This is a genomic window from Gordonia sp. WA4-43, assembly GCF_020520305.1.
Lineage (GTDB): Bacteria > Actinomycetota > Actinomycetes > Mycobacteriales > Mycobacteriaceae > Gordonia > Gordonia hongkongensis.
The window spans coordinates 5254656-5274644 of record NZ_CP084736.1 but is presented as its reverse complement, the minus strand read 5'-3'; the positions used below and the strand labels follow the sequence as shown (position 1 = coordinate 5274644).

Here is a 19989-nt window from a genome sequence, read left to right as displayed (position 1 = left end):
CCCCCTGTACGGGTAGTCCACAGTCAAGGTTGTCCAGAGAAGGGCGTCGTCATGACTCACACCGCACCCACCCACGAGAACAACCGTCCATCCACCTCACAGAACATCGCCGCGGGGACCTCCATCGGCGCCGCGATCATCCTCATCGTCCTCGGTGTCATCCAACTCTTCCAGGGCATCGCCGCGGTCGCCGAAGACGAGGTCTTCGTCCGCGGCGTCGAGTATGTCTACAAGCTCGACTTCACCACGTGGGGCTGGATTCACATCGCCCTCGGGGTCGTGATGGCCGGCGTCGGCGTCGCACTCGTCACCGGCGCGACCTGGGCGCGGTTCACCGCGATCGTGATCGCCGGCCTGTCGATCATCGCCAACTTCCTGTGGTTGCCCTACTACCCCTGGTGGTCGATCCTGATCATCGCTCTCGACATCGTGGTCATCTGGGCCGTCTCGACCTGGCAGCCGAAGGCCGAATACCGCTAGATCCCGACCCACGCTCCACCGTCGAGGCGCCCCTCGGCGGTGGAGCGCGTTCTGTCAGCACCGGAACCCCAGACGATCAGCGGCCGGAAGGGCGGCGTCGAGATGACCACGGACACCAACGGACAGAGCGCGGAGCCGAGCGTCGGCATCACCGACTCCGAGCGCGCCGAACTCGAACAACTACGAGCCGAGGTCGCGCGCCTGCGCGACGCGGCCGGCACCGGGCCGGCCACCAAGACCCCCGACCCGACCCGGCGGAACCGGTGGCGCTGGTTCGCCGTCGCGGTCCTGTGCATCCTCGTCGCCGTACTCGCCATCACCTCGGTGACTTCGCGGTTCGTCCGTGGCGAGATCCTCGACACCGACCGCTACGTCAGCACCGTCGCTCCGCTCGCCTCGGATCCCGCAGTGCAAGCCGAGATCTCGAACACGATCACCGATGAGATCTTCAGTCGCATCGACGTCGAGGGACTCACCGCGGCGGCGCTGACGACCCTGACCGACGCGGTTCCGGCCACCGAGAACGCACCACGCGTCGATCGGGCGGTCGAGGGTCTCGCTCCCGTCCTGGCCGGCCAGGCCCGCGGCTTCGTGCAACAGACCGTGTCGTCGTTCGTCGCCAGCGATCAGTTCGAATCCCTGTGGCTGCAGGCGAATCGGGCCGCACACACCGCCCTTGTCGCGGTCGTGACCGGTGACGTCGGACCGTCGTCGGTGACCGTGGACGACTCCGGCACCGTCAGCATCTCGCTCGGCACCGTGATCGACAACGTCAAGGCACGCCTCCTCGACCGCGGCTTCACCTTCGCCGAGAAGATCCCCGCCGTCGACAAGCAGTTCGTCCTGTTCCGCTCACCCGAACTGGTCCGCGCCCAGCGTGCCGTCTCGGCACTCGACACCGCCGCCGACGTCCTGCCCTGGCTGACGATCGCGCTCGCCTTCGCCGCCGTGGCCGTCGCACCCCGCGGTCGGCGTCTGCGGGCCCTCTCGCTCGCCGGACTGTCACTCGTCCTCGCCATGCTCGTCCTCGCCATCGCGTTGCTGATCGGCCGAGCGCTCTATCTCGACGCGATGCCGCCCGACATCCTCGCCCCGGATGCCGCGGCCGCCACCATCGACACAGTGCTCGATCCGCTGCGGTTGGCGCTGCGTGCCGTGGCGGTCCTCGGGCTCGTGGTCGCCGTCGGGGCCTACCTGCTGGGCGGGTCCGCCTCGGCCACGGCCGTCCGGCGCGGATTCGGCCACGGACTCGACTCGGTGCAGCGGATACGACGCTCGCGGCCGCCGAATGCCTTCGAGGAGAGCCTGTTCCGCGCGCGAATCGCGTTGCGCAGCGCGATCATCGGCATCGCGGCGCTGCTGCTCGTCTTCTGGAGCTATCCGACCGGTCTGGTGGTCCTCCTCATCGCCGTCTTCGGACTCCTCGCCCTCCTGATCCTCGAACTCGTGATCAGGCCGGCGAAGGACTGGGCCGCCCAGGACCGGAGCGAGGAGCCGGATCCGCCGGATCAGCAGACGCCCGATGAGGCGACGCCGGCCATCGAGACGGTATGAGTCAGGCGTCGGTCGCCGCCGAGGTCGCGCCGCCCACGACACGCAGATGGTGGGCGCGCGCGGCCATGGCGCTGACCGTCGCCGCGATCCTGCTCCCGGTGGCCGCCGCCGGCCTCCTCCGCCTGCTGGGCCTCCTGGCGATCTGTGGTGTCTGTGCCGTCGTCATCGTCGCCGCGGTGTACTGGTTCCTCATCAGCCGTGGTGTCCTCCGCATCGTCTCGGCCGCTCTCGCGGTCCTGCCGGTGGCGGTTCTCGTGGTGTTCCTCCTTCGCGAGCGACAGCTCTGGGTCGTGATCGCTGCCGCGCTGCTGGCGGCCGCCGCGGTCGGATGCGGTCGGCGCGCGCTGCGGCCGTCCCGCATCGACTCCCTGATGCCCGAACACCCGGCGCCGGACGTCCACCGCCCGTTCATCATCATGAACCCGCGTTCGGGTGGCGGGAAGGTCGTCCGATTCGATCTGCAGCGCAAGGCCGAATCCCTCGGCGCCGAGGTCGTATTGCTGGACGGGCCGGTGGAGATCGACGTGGAGCAATTGGCACGGGACGCGGTGGCGCGCGGGGCCGACCTGCTGGGTGTCGCGGGAGGTGACGGCACCCAGGCCCTCGTCGCCGGAGTCGCGGCCGAGGCGGGCGTACCCTTCCTGGTCATCAGTGCCGGCACCCGAAACCATTTCGCGCTCGATCTCGGGCTCGACCGTCAGGACCCCGCCCGGTGTCTCGACGCGCTGCGCGACGGCGTCGAGTTCCATGTCGACCTCTGTCACATCAACGGTCGGCCGTTCGTCAACAACGCGTCGTTCGGCATCTACGCCGAGGTGGTCCAGAGTCCGCAGTATCGAGATGACAAGACACGCACGGTGTTACGCATGCTTCCCGACCTCCTGGGCAGAGGGACGAGGTCGGGTCTGCGGGCCGTCGTCGGCAGCGAGACCATCGCCGATCCCCAGGCCGTCCTCGTCAGCAACGGCCCCTATGCCACGAACGACGTGGCCGGGCTCGGTCGCCGCACCCGCATCGACGAGGGACGGCTCGGGGTCGTCACCGTCTCGGTGTCCGACACCCGGCAGGCCGTCGGCCTCCTGCGGCGCACCCACGACCGCGGACTCGTCCAGCGCATCGCCACCGAGGTGACCGTCGACGCCGACGCCGAGGTCATCCCGGTCGGGGTCGACGGTGAATCGTTGCAGCTCACGACGCCGGTGCGGTGCACCATCACGCCCGGGGCGCTCCGCGTACGGGTCCCCCGGCACCGGCCCGAGACCCGGGTCGCGCCACCACAACTGGACTGGCTGCAGTTGTGGTACCTGGCGTGGAACCCACACCGGGCCTCGTAGCCGCCCGTTCGGTCAGCGAAGAGCTCGCCGGGGTGCCACCGCTTCCACGGCCGAGATCGCGGACACCGCCGGACTCCGGCGACGTCGCACCCACTTCTCCGCCTCCACCACGACGGGGATGATCAGCGACCATCCGATGCAGGCGAGCCACTGGCCGCCGGTCAGCGAGGTCGTCTGCAGCAGGTCTTGCAGAAATCCGAGCTCCACCGCGAGCACGGTGACGATGATCGGGATCGACAGGATCTTCACGGCGTTGACGATCGGCGGTGTGAGGCCCGACTCCGGATCGCGCCGCATCACCAACCCGGCGAACACCGAACCCAGGGACAGCACCACGAAGCCCATGGTCATCGGGACGTTCGGTTCGGTCGGGCTCATCGGACCGGGCGCCACCATCATCGCGACGAAGGTCACCGCGAACTGCAGGACCCCGTAGGCGAACCACTGCACGAACGACGCGCGATTCGTGATCGGCTGTTTCGGGTCCCGTGGTGGTTTGGCCATCAGATCCGGTGCCGGCGGGTCCTGCATGATCACGATCACCGGGAACAGGGTGATGAAAAAGTGCTGGAAGACCACCATCAGCGGCGCCAGCGCGACGCCCTCGTTGATGTCGAAGATGCTCGCGACCAGGAACAGGAGCACCAGTGAGAACAGCTTGGACATCTGGTAGCGGATGTAGGCGACGATCTTGTCGTAGACGCTGCGCCCCAACCGGATCGCGGTGATCAACGTCCCGAAGTTGTCGTCGGTGAGGATCAGCTTGCCGGCCTGCTTGGTGACCTCGCTGCCCGAGCCCATCGCCACCCCGATGTCGGCCTTCTTCAGCGCGGCCGCGTCGTTGACCGCGTCGCCGGTCATCGCGACGACCGCGCCCTGGCGCTGCATCACGTCGGCGAGCCGGAGTTTGTCCGACGGCGTGACACGCCCGAACACATGCAACCGCGGAAGCGCCTCGGCGAGTTCCTCGTCGGACATCGCGGCGAGTTCGGTACCGCTGATGGCCCCGGGACCGAGTCCCAGCTGCGCACCGATCGCCGACGCGGTTCCCGTGTGGTCCCCCGTGATCATCCGCACATCGATCCCCGCGGCGTGCGCCGTCCGGACGGCGTCGACGGCCTCGGCACGCAACGGGTCGATGATCCCGACCATCCCGACGAAGACGAGATCGTCCACGAACGCCATCGGGTCGGCGGTCACCTCGTCCTCCCGGCCGTCGAGCACGCGCGCGGCGAAGGCCAGCACACGTAGGCCCTCGGCCGACATCTGCTCGTTGGCCGCCTCGATCTCGGCCCGGACCTCCGCCAGCTCCACCCTCTCCCGTCCGGGGCGGAACGCCCAGCGGCAGCGGTTCAGCACGACATCCGGACCGCCCTTGACCATCTCGACGAAACGGACGGTGCCGTCCACCGGCAGCCGGTGGAACGTCGCCATGAACTTGTAGGCCGAGTCGAATGGAACCTCGGCGAGACGGGGATAGGTCTGGCGGGTGAGTGGCGCGTCGACCCCCATCTTGGCTGCCAGCACGATCAGCGCCGCCTCGGTCGGATCGCCGATGACGGCGCCGGCGTCCGACACGGTGGCGTCGCTGTCGAGGCACAGTCCGTACGCGAGCATGGTGAAGTCGGGAACCGGCTCGCCCGCCGCCTGGGTGATGCTCCCGGTCTTGCCGTAGCCCTCACCGTCGACGGCGAACCACTGACCGTGGAAGTACAACGAGCGCACCATCATCTGGTTCATGGTGAGTGTCCCGGTCTTGTCCGAGTTGATCAGACTCGTCGCGCCGAGCGTCTCCACGTCGGTGAGGTTCTTGACGACCGCCTTGGCATCCGCGAGCTGCCGGGCCCCGAATGCGAGCATCGCCTGGACGAAAGTGGGCAGACCGGAGGGTATCGCCGAGATGCCCATCGAGATACCGAGCAGCATCACCGTCGCCAGGTCTTGTCCGCGCACCAGCCCGATCACCACGATGATCGCCACGGCGGTCCAGGCGATCACGCCCAGGATCTTGGTGAGTGAATCCAGCTCGCGCTGCAGGGGTGACCGCTGTGGGGCGATCGCCGACAGCATCGACGCGATCTGTCCCATCTGCGTCCGCATCCCGGTCTCGGTGACGACCATCGTCGCCGTGCCGCGGGTGACCGAGGTGTTCTGGAAGAGCATGTTGCTGCGGTCACCCAGGGCCAGCTCGACATCGGTGAGCGCGGCGGGGTCCTTCGGGATCGGCGCGCTCTCGCCGGTCAGCGCGGCCTCCTGCGTCTCCAGCGTGGCGGCCCGCACCAGACGTCCGTCGGCCGGCACCAAGTCGCCGGCTTCGAGCTGCACGATGTCCCCGGGAACGAGTTGCGCCGCGGGAACTTCCACCAGGACTCCACCCCGGACCACGCGGGCCTGCGGAACCTGAATCCGCGCCAGGGCGTCCACGCTGGCCCGGGCCTTCAGCTCCTGCCGAGTGCCCAGCACCAGGTTGAGCACCACCAGGGCGGCGACCACCAGCGCGGTCGAGACCTCCGCGATCACCAGGCTGACGATCACCACGGCGATCAGCATCAGGTTCATCGGATCCTTGAGCTGCAGCAGCACCAGTGCAGCCACCGACGGGGCCGGTTCCGCGGCGATCACGTTGTCGCCGAACCGCGTCCGTCGGTCGTCGATCTCGGCCGACGACAGTCCACCGGTGCTGTCGGACTCGAGCGCCGACACGACGGATTCGACGTCCTGGACGTGCCAGGCCGGTGCGGGGGCGTCGTCCTCCCGACGTTCCGGTGACGACGGCGGGCGTGCGATGGCCATACAACTCTCCTGCCTCGGGCTCGGGCGGTGTCGTGACTACTCGACTGCGGCTCGGTTTCGGGTCGTCAATACGGGGTCGGGATCCAGTGCAGGGCCTGCTCGGGTGGCCGATAGTCCTTGGCCTTCTGCCGCTTCGGCAGTTCGATCCGGGGACGTTCGAGCGGCGTGTAGGGAACCTGACCGAGAAGGTGCTCGATCACATTCAACCGACCCCGTTTCTTGTCGTCGGTGGAGACGACATACCAGGGCGCCCAGCCCGTGTCGGTGAACCGGAACATCTCGTCGCGGGCCCGCGAATAGTCGTACCAGCGGCTGTAGGACGCGAGGTCCATGTCGGAGAGCTTCCAGATCTTCCGCGGATCGTCGATCCGGCTCTGCAGGCGAAGGGTCTGCTGTTCCTCGCTGATCTCGAGCCAGTACTTGAGCAGGATGATCCCCGACTCGACCATCGACCGTTCCACCGTGGGCACCTGTTCCAGGAACTGGTGTGCCTGCTTCTCCGTGCAGAATCCGAGCACTCGTTCGATGCCGGCCCGGTTGTACCAACTGCGGTCGAAGATGACGACCTCGCCGGCCGCGGGCAGATGCGGAATGTACCGCTGGAGGTACATCTGCGACTTCTCCCGTTCGGTGGGAGCGGGCAGCGCGACCACGCGGAAGACCCGCGGGCTCACCCTGGCCGTGATCGCCTTGATGACTCCGCCTTTGCCCGCCGTGTCCCGGCCCTCGAAGACGATGCAGACCTTCGCCCCGGTCGCACGGACCCATTCCTGCATGGCGACCAACTCGGCGTGCAGCGGTTCGAGATGCTTGCGGTACTTCTTGCCCGACATCGGGCCCGCCGGGCCGCCGTGATCCGGGCCTCGGAGTTCACCCGAGGACGATGAGTAATCTGGCATGGCCGTACGCTCCCGTGGCTGGACCGAATGACTAACTGGTCATTCTGTGCCACGTCCGAGGCATCCGCGCGGTAACCGACGAAGAGGACGCGCAATTGTCGTGGCAGGTACGGAGCACACCGTCGCATGCTCGATCGTGACCAGTCGTTTCCCCGATGAGCCTGCAGCCGCAAAGGTTTTCCCGCAGAATGTCCCAATGGCTCGGGTTGAGGAGATGCTCGAAGTCGAACAGGTGATTCGTCGCCTGATCGCACGGTTTCCGGTTATGGCTGTCGACGACATCGACGCACGTGTGCACGCCGTCTACGGACGATTCGCCGACTGCAAGGTCAGGATCTTCGTGCCGTTGCTGATCGAGAAGGCGGCTCGACGCGACATCGAGGACTTCCTGGCACAGCCGGACCACCTGACGCTCGTGTCGCCGACGCCCGGCACCACGCCGCAGACGGTCGAGGTCCGGGCCGGCGAGGTCGCCTGAACCCGGCCCGATCGTGTCGGCATGGTCCGACACGACCGGGCCTGTTCGTCAGCCCCGCAGCAGCCCCTTGGCGACGTGGGTCACCTGGATCTCGTTGCTGCCGGCGTAGATCATCAGCGACTTGGCGTCGCGCGCAAGCTGCTCCACGCGATACTCGGCCATGTAACCGTTGCCGCCGAACAACTGCACCGCCTCCATCGCGACGTCGGTGGCCGCCTTCGACGAGTAGAGCTTCATCGCCGACGCCTCGGACAAGCTCAGCGGCTTGCCCGCCTTGCCCCGCTCGAGGGCACTGAAGAGCATGTTCTGGACGTTGATGCGCGCGACCTCCATCTCGGCCAGCTTGAGCTGGATGAGCTGGAACTGTGCGATCTCCTGGCCCCACAGCTTGCGGTTCTTCGCGTAGTCGATCGAAAGCCGTTGCGCCTCGTTGATGATGCCCAGCGACAGGGCCGCGATCCCGACCCGCTCCGCGGTGAAACCGGCCTTGGCGCCTTCGGATCCGCGCGCGTCCGAACCGGTGTCCTCGGTCTCGCCGAGCAGGCGGTCCTTGCCGACGCGCACGTTGTCGAAGAACAGCTCGCCCGTCGGCGAACTCATCATGCCCATCTTCTTGAACGGCTTGCCCTGGGTCAGTCCCGGCATCCCCTTGTCGAGGACGAACGACAGGACCTTACGGTCCCGCATCGGGGTGCCGCTGCCGTCGTCGAGCTTGGCGAACACGACGATGGTGTCGGCGTAGGGGCCATTGGTGATGAAGGTCTTCTGCCCGTTGAGGATGTAGTCGTCACCATCGCGACGGACCGTTGTCTTCATACCGCCCAGCGCGTCCGATCCGGAGTCGGGTTCGGTGATCGCCCAGGCGCCGACCTTCTCCATCGTGACCAGTTCGGGCAGCCACCGCTTCTTCTGGGCGAGCGTGCCCTTACCGCGGATGGTCGAGGCGGTCAGGCCCATGCTCACGCCCAGGGATGCGACGAGACCGAGACAGACCCCCGCCAGTTCGATGTTGACCATCATGAACATCGAGCCGCCCATACCGCCGCCGTCGCCCGAGGGCTTCTTCTTCTCCCCGTTGGCCTCGGCCTCGAGTTCCTTCTCGAGAGCGTCCTTGGCCATCGCGTCGACACCGAAGCTCGACAGCAGTTTGCGAGTGATGTCGTAGGGCGGCAGCGTGCCGGATTCGAGTTCGTCGAGATGTGGCCGGATCTCCTTGTCGATGAACGCCCGCAGGGCGTCCCGAACCATCAGATCTTCTTCGGACCACTCGAACATCGTCACACTCCCAGACCGGTGTCCGCGCAGGGGCGAACACGTTTCAGTTTTGTCGTCCCCAACTGTGTCAGGAGTCACTGCCGATGTCTAGGTACGTCGTCGCAGATCTGTTCCTACCGAGCATCGGTGCAGGTGTAGAGGGTGGCCGGACGCACCTCCCGCGCGAAGAACCCGTCCGCATCGACGCACAGCAGGGCCTGCGCCACCGGCATCGCGACCACCACGTAGCCATCGCCGTGCTCGGCCTGCCCGGCACGCCAGGCATGGACTCGGTCGACGAACTGCGCGACACTCTCACCCCCGTGCGGGCGGGCCTCCGGGTCGGTGAACCACCCGCCGAGGTCGACGGGGTCGATCTCCTCCGGGGACAGGCCCGACCACGCACCGACATCGAGCGTCCGCAGCGCGTCGTCGACGATGAGGCCGCCTGTCGCGCCAAGTATCTCGGCGGTGGCGCGGGTCGCCGCCTCCGGGCCGCAGATGTCGATCGGGCGGGTGAGCGACGCGCTCAGAGCGAGCACGTCGCGTCGACCACGCTGATCGAGAACCGGGTCACCGCCGAACCGCACCGACCGGTTGGGGCCGGTGCGACCGGCGGTGATGATCTGCATGCCGGGCAGTGATCGCCTCAGTTCGGCACGGAGACCGCGCGAGCGCGGTCAGTCGCCTGCGACCGGGCCATCGCCCCCACGATCAGAGCGAACGAGACGGTGAGAACCGTCCACAGAATGACCTGGTTGGCGACCGCATACACCCGGAAATCCCCGATCACGTCACCGGGAAAGCCCGGGAACACGACCTGTCCGGCGTCGTCGCGGACCGGGCCGGGGACCTCGCTGAACGACGGCAGGAAGGCGAGCACGATCGCGATGCCGGCCAGATAGGCGACCGTGGCCGCGACCGCCGAGACCAACCCACCGATGCGCGGGCGCAACCACGACGCCAGGACCACCGCCGCGATGGCGAGGATCACCGACGACACGGTGATGGTGAGGAAGGCACCGGTTCGTTCGCCGATGGTGTCGTCGTCGCCGACGGCGGGTGGGTTCGCCGGGTAGGCGAAGAACGGGACGGCGAAGACGGCGACGAAACCGATGCCGCCGAGCACGCCCGCGACCGCACGGGGATCCGTGGCCGGATGACGGCTGCCGACGTGGCTCCACAAGACCGTGAACGCCACCGCGAAGAACGCGCCCATGCACACCGCGAACACGACGTTGCCGATCCCCGCGCCGAGGTTCTCCTGCATCGCGCGGGTGAACAACTCTCCGCCCTCACCATGGGTGTGACCACCCGGTTCGGCGGCATGGGCCAGGGCCTCCTCGGCCGCCGAGCGGGCGCTCTCGTAGTCGATGGCCTTGCCCACGACGGGTTCGAGGTAGAACCGCGCGAACACGAACGAGACGATGCCGGCGATCAGACCTGCGAGCAGGCCGGCGCCGATGAACTTCTTCTCCATGTCGACTCAGTGGCAGGGGAAGCCGAGGAAATGGCGGGCGTCGTGCACGAACTCGTGCACGTGGGTGTCGGAGCCGAAGACCGACACGACCCCCTGGTCGTAACCGAGGAAGTAGTACGCCAGCCCGGCGAGCAGCACGGTCAGGCTGAGCCAGAGCGCCGCGCTCGCGACGGAGATGTTCGGTACGGGCAGGGCACGGGCCGGGGCGACCTGTAATGCCGCCTCGGTACGGGGAGCTGTCATGGTGGGTCCTTTCGCCGATCTCGCGTCGGAGAGTTCACGGGTGGTGCACGCCGGCACGGCATCCTGACTCACGCATGCCCCGTCACGTCGACCGTGTCGATCTGGGCTGCGTTCACAGTGGCGCGACCGTTCCGGACTCTCACCGGATTCCCCGTACAGGCGTGAGGAGACTGTATACCGCGTTCTGTCGTACGAGTGCGACATAGTGGAGAGATGCCCCGCCCCTCGGTGCTCGACCGCTTCACCGCCCCCACCCGGCGGTGGTTCTCGGGTGCGTTCACCGCGCCCACCGCTGCGCAGAAGGGCGCCTGGACCTCCATCGCCGACGGCGCGAACACCTTGGTCATCGCACCGACCGGGTCCGGGAAGACCCTGGCCGCGTTCCTCTGGGCTCTCGATCGGCTCGCCGCCGACGCCGGCAATCGTCCCGCGGGCACCAAGGTCGTCTACATCTCGCCGTTGAAGGCGCTGGCCGTCGACGTCGAGCGCAACCTGCGCGCACCGCTGACCGGCATCACCCGGGCGGCCCAGGAGCTGAACCTTCCGGAGCCCAACATCACCGTGGGCGTGCGGTCGGGCGACACCTCCGCCGCCGATCGGCGTGCGCTGGTCAAAACCCCACCCGACATCCTCATCACCACCCCCGAGTCGCTGTACCTGATGCTCACCTCGGCCGCGCGGGAGAGTCTCACCGGCGTGGAGGCGATCATCGTCGACGAGGTCCACGCGGTCGCCGCGACCAAACGAGGTACCCATCTCGCGCTGACCCTCGAGCGCCTCGACGAACTGCTGGACAAACCCGCCCAGCGGATCGGCCTCTCGGCGACGGTCCGCCCGCCCGAGGTGGTCGCGGGGTTCCTGTCCGGCGCCGCGCCGTGCCAGGTGGTCAAACCCAAGGCCGACAAGACATTCGACCTGCGCGTCGACGTCCCCGTCGAGGACATGGCCAACATCCCGCCGCCGGTGTCCGATGCCGACCCCGCGGCGCTGGACGACGCGTTCTCGCCGACTGCCGGCTCGTTGTGGCCGTACGTCGAGGCCTCGATCGTCGACCAGATCGAGGCGAACCGCGCCACGATCGTCTTCGCCAACTCCCGACGCCTCGCCGAGAAGCTCACCGCTCGGCTCAACGAGATCCACGCCGAGCGCCACGGCGAGCCTGCCGAACCGACCGGCAATCCGTCGGTCGCGGGCGGCGCCCCGGCGTTCGTGATGGGCAGCGGCGCGAGCTCCGGCGCCGAGCCGGTTCTCGCCCGCGCCCATCACGGCTCGGTCAGCAAGGAGCAGCGCGCCCAGATCGAGGACGACCTGAAGGCAGGCCGCCTCTCGTGTGTGGTGGCCACCAGCTCACTCGAACTCGGCATCGACATGGGTGCGGTCGATCTCGTCATCCAGGTGGAGTCCCCGCCGTCGGTGGCGAGTGGACTGCAGCGGATCGGCCGCGCCGGGCACCAGGTCGGCGAGATCAGCCAGGGCATCCTCTACCCCAAGCACCGCACCGATCTGCTGCACTGCACGGTGACGGTGGGCCGGATGCTCGACGGCGCGATCGAGGAGATCAAGGTCCCGCAGAATCCGCTCGACATCCTCGCCCAGCAGACCATCGCGGCGGCCGCGGTCGACGACCTCGAGGTCGATCACTGGTACGAGGTCGTCCGGCGCGCGGCGCCCTACCGTGAACTGGGCCGGGGCGTCTTCGACGCGACCCTCGACCTGATCGCGGGCCGCTTCCCGTCCGACGAGTTCGCCGAACTGCGCCCCCGGGTGAACTGGGACCGCGACGCCGGGGTCATCACCGGCCGGCGCGGCGCCCAGCGGCTCGCCGTCACCTCGGGCGGGTCCATACCCGACCGCGGACTCTTCGGCGTGTTCATGGTCGGCGAGAAGGCCACTCGCGTAGGCGAACTCGACGAGGAGATGGTCTACGAGTCCCGGGTCGGCGACGTGTTCGCGCTGGGCGCCACCAGTTGGCGGATCGAGGACATCACCCACGACCGCGTACTCGTCTCCCCCGCGTTCGGTCAACCGGGCCGGTTGCCGTTCTGGATCGGTGACGCGATCGGACGCCCCGCCGAACTGGGCGCCGCGATCGGCGCCTTCACCCAGTCGATCGCCGATCCCGGGAAGCTCGACGACCAGGCAGACCGACTCGGGCTCACCGACAACGCCCGCAGCAACCTCGCGACACTCATCGCCGAGCAGCGCGAGGCGACCGGACACCTGCCCACCGACCGCACGCTGGTCGTCGAGAGGTTCCGCGACGAGCTCGGCGACTGGCGGGTGATCCTCCACTCCCCCTACGGCTTACGTGTACACGCCCCCTGGGCCAGTGCCATCTCGCAGCGCCTGCTGGAGACCCTCGGCATCGAGGGCGCCACCACCGCCTCCGACGACGGCATCATCCTGCGGATGCCCGACACCGACGACGCCCCTCCCGGAGCCGATGTGTTCCTCCTCGACCCCGACGAGGTCGAGCAACTCGTGACCGACGGTCTGGCCGACTCGTCGATGTTCGCGTCCCGTTTCCGCGAATGCGCCGCGCGCGCCCTGCTCCTGCCGCGACGGGATCCGGGCCGGCGCGCCCCGCTGTGGCAACAGCGCCAGCGCAGCGCCCAACTGCTCTCTGTCGCATCCAAATTCCCCGACTTCCCGATCGTGCTCGAAGCCGTCCGCGAATGCCTGCAGGACGTCTACGACCTCCCCGCCCTGCTCGATCTGCTGACCCGCATCCGCACGCGCCGGATCCGGGTGGTGGAGACCGAGACCCAGAGCCCGTCTCCCTTCGCCGCGTCGCTGCTGTTCGGGTACGTGGGTGCGTTCATGTACGCCGACGACGCGCCGCTCGCCGAGCGCCGCGCGGCCGCCCTCTCCCTCGACACCAGCCTGCTGGCCCAGTTGCTCGGGCGCGTCGACCTGCGCGAGCTCCTCGATCCGGCGGTCATCGCCGACGTGATCGCCCGGCTCCAACGCCTGTCCCCCGAGCGTCAGGCGCGCGACGCCGAGGACATCGTCGACCTGCTGCGATGGCTGGGCCCGCTCACCACCGAGGAGGTCGCGGCCCGGTATCGCGGCGACGAGCCGGCCGCCGATCTGCTCACCGAGTTGCACCGGGTCGGGCAGATCATCTCGGTCAACCACAACGCACGTGCGCTGTGGGCGGCCATCGACGACACCGCCCGCCTCCGTGACGCTCTCGGGGTGCCCGCACCTCTCGGCATCCCGGCGGCCTATCTCGAGGAGGTGCCCGACCCCGTCGGAGACCTTATCGGCCGGTACGCCCGCACCCATGGCCCGTTCACCGTGCCCGAGGCCTCCGCGGCTCTGGGTATCGCGACCGGGGTCGTGCGCGACACCCTCAACCGTCTCGCATCGGAGCGACGCGTCGTCGAGGGTGACTTCCTGCCCGATGCCGGTACCGGCCCCCGGGACGGGCAATGGTGTCACGCCGACGTGCTGGGTCAGATCCGACGCGGTTCCCTGGCGGCGAGCCGCGCCGAGGTGGCTCCCGTCGGTACCGACGTCCTCACCCGGTTCCTCCTCGACTGGCAGCACGCGTCGTCGGGCACCCAGCTCCGGGGTGTCGACGGGGTGGCGACGGTCATCGACCAGCTGGCCGGGTTCCCGCTGCCGGCGTCCGCGTGGGAGTCCCTCGTACTGCCGGCCCGGGTGTCCGATTACGCAGCGCCGATGCTCGACGAACTGCTCAGCGCCGGTGAGGTCATCTGGTCCGGACACGGTCGCATCGGGAACTCCGACGGCTGGGTGGCGCTGCATCCCGCGGACGTCGCCGTCCTGACGCTGCCCGACGCCGACGAGATCGACACCACCCCGGTCCACGACGGGGTCACGGCCGCACTCGAACCCGGTGGTGCCCTGCGGTTCCCTCAGATCGCCGCCGACATCAGCACCGGCACCACCACGCCGGCCGCCGACATCGAGACCGCCCTGTGGGACCTCGTGTGGGCGGGGCGGGTCAGCAACGACAGCTTCGCGCCCGTCCGGGCCCTGCTGCAACCGCGGCGCAGCCCGTCCGCACCGCGCTCGGCGCCCGCGCATCGGGCACGCGGACGCGCACCCCGGCTCCGGGCCGGCCGCCTGTCGGCCCGGTACCTCACCGAACACTCCGTCGCTCCCCCGGTGTCGCCGACGGCGAGTGGCCGCTGGTTCGCCCTCGACCACCCGTCCACCGAGCCGACCATCGCCACGCAGGGCCTCTGCGATCAGTTGCTGACCCGATACGGCGTGATCACGCGCGGCAGCGTGGTCTCGGAGGAGGTGACCGGCGGCTTCGCGCGGGTCTACAAGGCGCTCACCGTCTTCGAGGACAACGGACATGTTCGTCGCGGCTACTACGTCGACGGCCTCGGCGGGGCGCAGTTCGCCTCGCCGGCCACGGTCGACGAATTGCGCCGGCATGCGCTGCCCGATCGCAAAGCGCCCCGCGAGGCAACCGTGCTGGCCGCGACGGACCCGGCCAATCCCTACGGGGCGGCGCTCGAGTGGCCGGCGTCTCGCGACGCCGAGGCCGGTCACCGCCCGGGCCGCAAACCGGGGGCGCTCGTGGTGATCGTCGACGGTGACGTGGTGTGTTTCGTCGAACGCGGCGGCAAGACGCTGCTGACGTTCAGCGACTCGATCCCGCGGCTGGAGTCGGCCGCGGGCGCGCTGGTCGCACTGGTCCGGCGGGGCCGGATCGCGCGTCTGACGATCGACCACATCGACTCGGAACCCGTGCGCGCCACCGACTTCGGCAAGGTGCTCGTCGAAGCGGGATTCTCGACGACCCCGCGCGGCATCCGGCTGCGTTTCGGTGATCATGCCTGAGGTGGACCATGCCTGAGGGCGACACCGTCTACGCGGCCGCCGCACGACTGCGGGCGGGGCTCGCGGGACGGGTGCTCGAGTCGTCGGACTTCCGCATCCCGTCGCTGGCCACCGCGGACCTCTCCGGACGCGAGGTCCTCGCGGTGCGATCGGTGGGCAAGCACCTGCTGATCGACGTCGCCGAGAGCGGTCCGGGTGTCGGCGACACCCTCAGCATCCACTCGCATCTGAAGATGGAGGGCGCCTGGCACGTGCACCCGCGGGGGCAACGGTGGCGCCGCCCGGCCTACCAGGCCCGCGCGGTCCTGCGCACCGCCGACCATGAGGCGGTCGGTTTCGACCTCGGCGTACTGGAACTGCTCGCCGACCCCGACGCCGCGCTCGCCTACCTCGGCCCCGACCTGCTCGCCGACGACTTCGATCGCGAGGAGGCGATCCGACGCCTCGGTTCCGACCCGGACGCGACGATCGGTGCGGCCTTGCTCGACCAGCGGCTGATCGCGGGAATCGGCAACGTCTTCCGCAGCGAGATCTGCTTCCTGCGGCGGGTCCTGCCGACCCGCCCGGTCGGCGAGGTCGACCTCGGGCCGGTCGTGGACCTCAGCCGACGCCTGCTGTGGGCGAACCGCTTGCGATCGGCCCGCACCACCACGGGCAACACATCGCCCAATGCGCGGATGTGGGTGTACGGACGCCACGGGCGGCTGTGCCGGCGCTGCGCCACCCCGGTGAAGCGGGGCGAACTCGAATCCCCGGGCGGCGAACGATCCGTCTATTGGTGTCCCCGGTGCCAGGTGTGATCCGGCCGAGGCCCCTCACACGGGGTAGCGCTCGGGCTCGGGCCCGAACTCGAAGCGGCGGGCGGTGATCGAGTCGACCGTGATCTCCACGTAGTTGTATTTCATCGTCGCGATCCACGGGCGCAGCGGCAGCTGGTCGGCCGCCTCGATCTCCCGGAGCGACACCAGTATGCGTGCCGTCCCCTTGGCGACCACACTCCACCCGTCGGCGTCGGTGTGTCCGTCGGCCTCGAACGCCACTCGCGAATTCACCGCCAGCTCCGACAGTTTCGTGCCCTCGCCGGACCGCAGCATGATGCGGCCGTCGGTCGCATGGAAGTTCACCGGAAAGATGTCGGGCTGGCCGTCGACGCTCAGAGCGATCCGACCGAGCTCGGCTACTCCCAACAGATCCCAGGCCTGGTCGGGGGTGAGCACCCGAACCGATTCGTCGACCATGATCTCGTCTCCTTCTTCCCCCACCCCGATCGTGCCGCGGCATCAGGGGGCAGAGACAGAGGCCAACGTCCCGACTCGACCGGAGCCACCGTCACTTCGGAACGGGCACCGGCTCCAGGATCTCGGCCCGGGCCTCGGGGGCCGCGGCGCGCAGGGCGTCGGCGGAGTCGTCGTCGGGTTGCTGCTGCGAGGCCACCTCGGCCTCCACGCGCGCGACGTAGGTCGCCACCTCGAAGTCGCGTTGCTCGGTGGTCCAGCCGAGCAGGGGCGCCAGCAGGTCGGCGACCTCGTCGGCGCAGTCGACGCCACGATGGGAGTATTCGATGGCGATGCGGGTCCGCCGGGCGAGGACGTCCTCGAGGTGCAGCGCCGCCTCGTCGACCGCGGCGTACACCACCTCCACGCGCAGATACTGCGGCGCCGCGGCCAGCGGTTGCAGCAGGCTCTTGTCGCCGTCGGCGTAGTACAGCACGTCGTCGATCAGCGAGCCGTAGCGGTTCAACAACCGGCGAATCCGGTACGGGTGCAACCCGAATCGGCGTCCGAGGTGCTCGCACTGGTTGATGAGCGCGAAGTAACCGTCCGCCCCGAGCAGCGGGACGCGTTCGGTGATCGACGGCGCCACCCGGGTCGGGATGAAGTCGTCGCACGCGTCGACGGCGTCGGCGGCCATCACCCGGTAGGTGGTGTACTTGCCGCCGGCGATCGACACGAGCCCGGGCGCGACGGTCGCGACCGCGTGTTCCCGGGACAGCTTCGAGGTCTCGTCGTCCTCCCCGGCCAACAGCGGCCGGAGGCCGGCGTAGACGCCTTCGATGTCGTCGTGGTTGAGCTTGGTGACCAGGACCTCGTTGACGCGTTCGAGGATGTAGTCGATGTCGGCGCGGGTGGCGGCCGGATGCGCGAGGTCGAGGTTCCAGTCGGTGTCGGTGGTGCCGATGATCCAGTGCGTCTCCCACGGGATGACGAACAGCACCGAGTTGGCGGTGCGCAGGATGATCGCCGTCTCGCTGACGATGCGGTCGCGCGGCACCACGATGTGCACACCCTTGGAGGCCCGGACCTTGAAGTGCCCGCGCTGCTTGGACAGTGCCTGCACCTCGTCGGTCCACACGCCCGCGGCGTTGATCACGCAGTGGGCACGGATCTCGGTCACATCGCCGTTCTCGGTGTCGCGCACCCGGACTCCGAGCACCCGGTCGGATTCGCGCAGAAATCCGGTGACCTGGGTCGAGGTCCGGATGACCGCACCGTAATTGGCCGCTGTGCGGGCGACCGTGAGGCTGTGCCGCGCGTCGTCGACGACGGTGTCGTAGTACCGGATCCCGCCGATGAGCGAGCTGCGCTTGAGTGCCGGGGCCACGCGCAGAGCACCCGATCGGGTGACATGACGCTGTCCGGGAACGGACTTGGCGCCGCCCATCCGGTCGTAGAGGAAGATGCCGGCTCCGACATACGGCCGCTCCCACACGCGTTGCGTGAGCGGATACAGGAACGGCAACGGCTTGACCAGATGTGGCGCGAGGAACCGGAGCGACAACTCGCGTTCGCGTAGAGCCTCACGCACGAGGCCGAATTCGAGCTGCTCGAGATAGCGGAGGCCGCCGTGGAACATCTTCGACGACCGGCTCGATGTGCCCGAGGCGATGTCGCGTGCCTCGACCAGCGCGACGCGCAGACCGCGTGTCGCGGCGTCGAGTGCGGCACCGACACCCACCACGCCGCCACCGATGACCACCACGTCGAACTGTTCCTCCCCGAATCTCCGCCACGCCTCGGCGCGGTAGAGGGGCCCCATGTCGGCGGGCCGGTCCGCGTTGAACTCGGTGTTCATGGTTGCTGAGCCTAATTGATCTCTGTGGCCTCGACAGCGTGCGACACTGTCCGGCGTGGGTAGGTCAGGCAAATACGTGGCGGCAATCGACCAGGGCACCACCTCGACCCGGGCGATGATCTTCGATCACGAGGGTCGCGTCGTCGGCGCCGAACAGCTCGAACACGAACAGATCTTCCCGCGCGCGGGCTGGGTGGAACACGACGCCGCCGAGATCTGGCGTAACACCCGCCGCGTCGGCGCCGCTGCCCTCGCGTCGGCCGAACTGACCGCGAAGGACATCGTCGCCTGCGGCCTCACCAATCAGCGCGAGACCACCGTGATCTGGGAGCGCGACACCGGCAAGCCGGTGCACAACGCCATCGTGTGGCAGGACACGCGAACCGATGATCTGTGCACCGAGCTGGCCGGAGATGTCGGCATGGACCGGTTCCGCGATCGCTCCGGCCTGCCGTTGTCGACCTACTTCGCCGGCCCCAAGGCCCGCTGGCTGCTCGACTCCGTGGACGGCCTCCGCGAACGCGCCGAGAACGGCGAGTTGTGCTTCGGCACAATGGATTCCTGGATGGCGTGGAACATGACCGGCGGCGTGGACGGGGGTCAGCACGTCACCGACGTCACGAATGCCTCCCGGACGATGCTGATGGACCTGCGCACCCAGCAGTGGGATGCCGAGATCTGCGCCGACATGGGCATACCGATGGCCATGCTGCCCGAGATCCGAAGCTCCTCGGGCGACTTCGGGGCGCTCCGCGGCAACGGCCCGCTGCCCGGCGTGCCCCTGGCGGGCATCCTCGGCGACCAGCAGGCGGCGACCTTCGGCCAGGCCTGCCTGGAACCCGGCGAGGCCAAGAACACCTACGGGACCGGCAACTTCCTGCTCCTCAACACCGGCACCGAGCCGGTCTTCAGCGAGCACGGACTGCTCACCACCGTCTGCTACCGCATCGGCGAGCAGCCCGCACGATACGCACTCGAGGGCTCGATCGCGGTGACCGGTTCGCTCATCCAGTGGCTGCGCGACAACCTCGGCCTGATCCCGCAGGCATCTGACGTCGAGAAACTGGCCGGCGGGGTCGACGACAACGGCGGCGTCTACTTCGTCCCGGCGTTCTCCGGACTCTTCGCGCCGCGCTGGCGCCCCGATGCCCGCGGCGTCATCGTGGGTCTCACCCGGTTCGCCGACAAGGGCCACATCGCCCGAGCCGCACTGGAAGCCAGCGCCTTTCAGACGCGTGAGGTCATCGAGGCGATGCAGGCCGACTCCGGGGTCGAACTGTCGACGTTGAAGGTCGACGGCGGAATGGTCGTGAACGAACTGCTCATGCAGTTCCAGGCCGACATCCTCGACGTACCCGTCGTGCGGCCGGTCGTCAACGAGACGACCGCCCTCGGCGCGGCCTACGCGGCCGGCCTGGCCGTCGGTTTCTGGGAGAGCGAGGACGACATCCGCGCCAACTGGGCCGAAGACCGCCGGTGGGAGCCCGGGATGGCCGCCGACGACCGCGACCGCCTCTACGCGGGATGGAACCGAGCCGTCGAGCACAGCTTCGGCCTGACCTGACCGGCGCGACGGTG

15 protein-coding genes and 1 riboswitch are annotated in these 19989 nt (G+C 68.7%); of the genes, 7 read left to right on the top strand and 8 right to left on the bottom strand.

The window, feature by feature from the left end:
* Nucleotides 1-51: 51 nt before the first annotated feature.
* The 3 genes from LEL84_RS23960 (at nucleotide 52) to LEL84_RS23950 (ending at nucleotide 3368) form a co-directional block, all read left to right on the top strand.
* On the top strand, nucleotides 52-480 hold the full coding sequence (locus LEL84_RS23960; protein ID WP_159370508.1) for a hypothetical protein: 429 nt from the start codon (nucleotides 52-54) through the stop codon (nucleotides 478-480).
* 102 nt (nucleotides 481-582) lie between these two features.
* Nucleotides 583-2034 carry a hypothetical protein gene (locus LEL84_RS23955; RefSeq protein ID WP_203235913.1) on the top strand — a complete coding sequence of 484 codons (1452 nt, stop codon included), beginning with the start codon at nucleotides 583-585 and terminating at the stop codon, nucleotides 2032-2034.
* On the top strand, nucleotides 2031-3368 hold the full coding sequence (locus tag LEL84_RS23950; protein WP_159370506.1) for a diacylglycerol/lipid kinase family protein: 1338 nt from the start codon (nucleotides 2031-2033) through the stop codon (nucleotides 3366-3368). The genes LEL84_RS23955 and LEL84_RS23950 overlap by 4 nt, the downstream gene beginning before the upstream one ends.
* A 12-nt stretch (nucleotides 3369-3380) precedes the next feature.
* On the opposite strand, the gene LEL84_RS23945 is transcribed toward LEL84_RS23950, so the two are convergent.
* Both LEL84_RS23945 and ppk2 read right to left on the bottom strand, forming a co-directional pair.
* Nucleotides 3381-6161 (bottom strand): cation-translocating P-type ATPase, encoded by a 2781-nt coding sequence (locus tag LEL84_RS23945; protein WP_159370505.1) that lies wholly within the window; start codon nucleotides 6159-6161, stop codon nucleotides 3381-3383.
* 65 nt (nucleotides 6162-6226) lie between these two features.
* Entirely contained in the window at nucleotides 6227-7060 is an 834-nt protein-coding gene (gene ppk2, locus LEL84_RS23940) for a polyphosphate kinase 2 (RefSeq protein WP_058250637.1), read from the bottom strand.
* A gap of 196 nt (nucleotides 7061-7256) precedes the next feature.
* Here ppk2 and LEL84_RS23935 point away from each other — a divergent pair, with 196 nt between their 5' ends.
* Nucleotides 7257-7538, top strand: a complete 282-nt coding sequence (locus LEL84_RS23935; protein WP_226512936.1) for a three-helix bundle dimerization domain-containing protein — start codon at nucleotides 7257-7259, stop codon at nucleotides 7536-7538.
* A gap of 48 nt (nucleotides 7539-7586) precedes the next feature.
* On the opposite strand, the gene LEL84_RS23930 is transcribed toward LEL84_RS23935, so the two are convergent.
* The 4 genes from LEL84_RS23930 to LEL84_RS23915 form a co-directional block, all read right to left on the bottom strand.
* Nucleotides 7587-8813: an acyl-CoA dehydrogenase family protein gene (locus LEL84_RS23930; RefSeq protein ID WP_058250638.1), complete on the bottom strand. Its 1227-nt coding sequence runs from the start codon at nucleotides 8811-8813 to the stop codon at nucleotides 7587-7589.
* A 113-nt stretch (nucleotides 8814-8926) separates the two neighbouring features.
* Nucleotides 8927-9424, bottom strand: a complete 498-nt coding sequence (locus tag LEL84_RS23925) for a histidine phosphatase family protein (protein WP_068970322.1) — start codon at nucleotides 9422-9424, stop codon at nucleotides 8927-8929.
* Between the two features lie 17 nt (nucleotides 9425-9441).
* Nucleotides 9442-10272 (bottom strand): CbtA family protein, encoded by an 831-nt coding sequence (locus tag LEL84_RS23920; RefSeq protein ID WP_226512935.1) that lies wholly within the window; start codon nucleotides 10270-10272, stop codon nucleotides 9442-9444.
* Nucleotides 10273-10278: 6 nt separating this feature from the next.
* Nucleotides 10279-10515, bottom strand: coding sequence for a CbtB domain-containing protein (locus LEL84_RS23915; RefSeq protein ID WP_226512934.1), 237 nt, complete (start codon nucleotides 10513-10515; stop codon nucleotides 10279-10281).
* Nucleotides 10516-10550: 35 nt separating this feature from the next.
* Nucleotides 10551-10711, bottom strand: a riboswitch (cobalamin riboswitch).
* A gap of 17 nt (nucleotides 10712-10728) precedes the next feature.
* On the opposite strand from LEL84_RS23915, the gene LEL84_RS23910 reads away from it, so the two are divergent.
* Nucleotides 10729-15339 carry an ATP-dependent helicase gene (locus LEL84_RS23910; RefSeq protein ID WP_226512933.1) on the top strand — a complete coding sequence of 1537 codons (4611 nt, stop codon included), beginning with the start codon at nucleotides 10729-10731 and terminating at the stop codon, nucleotides 15337-15339.
* Nucleotides 15340-15347: 8 nt separating this feature from the next.
* Nucleotides 15348-16139 (top strand): DNA-formamidopyrimidine glycosylase family protein, encoded by a 792-nt coding sequence (locus tag LEL84_RS23905; protein ID WP_226512932.1) that lies wholly within the window; start codon nucleotides 15348-15350, stop codon nucleotides 16137-16139.
* A gap of 15 nt (nucleotides 16140-16154) precedes the next feature.
* On the opposite strand, the gene LEL84_RS23900 is transcribed toward LEL84_RS23905, so the two are convergent.
* On the bottom strand, nucleotides 16155-16577 hold the full coding sequence (locus tag LEL84_RS23900; RefSeq protein ID WP_065630753.1) for a pyridoxamine 5'-phosphate oxidase family protein: 423 nt from the start codon (nucleotides 16575-16577) through the stop codon (nucleotides 16155-16157).
* A 91-nt stretch (nucleotides 16578-16668) separates the two neighbouring features.
* On the bottom strand, nucleotides 16669-18411 hold the full coding sequence (gene glpD / locus LEL84_RS23895) for a glycerol-3-phosphate dehydrogenase (RefSeq protein ID WP_065630729.1): 1743 nt from the start codon (nucleotides 18409-18411) through the stop codon (nucleotides 16669-16671).
* Between the two features lie 76 nt (nucleotides 18412-18487).
* Between glpD and glpK the strand changes: the two genes are divergently transcribed.
* The gene (gene glpK, locus LEL84_RS23890; protein ID WP_159371872.1) at nucleotides 18488-19975 is read left to right on the top strand and encodes a glycerol kinase GlpK; all 1488 of its coding nucleotides are present in this window, start codon (nucleotides 18488-18490) and stop codon (nucleotides 19973-19975) included.
* The last annotated feature ends 14 nt before the right edge of the window (nucleotides 19976-19989 follow it).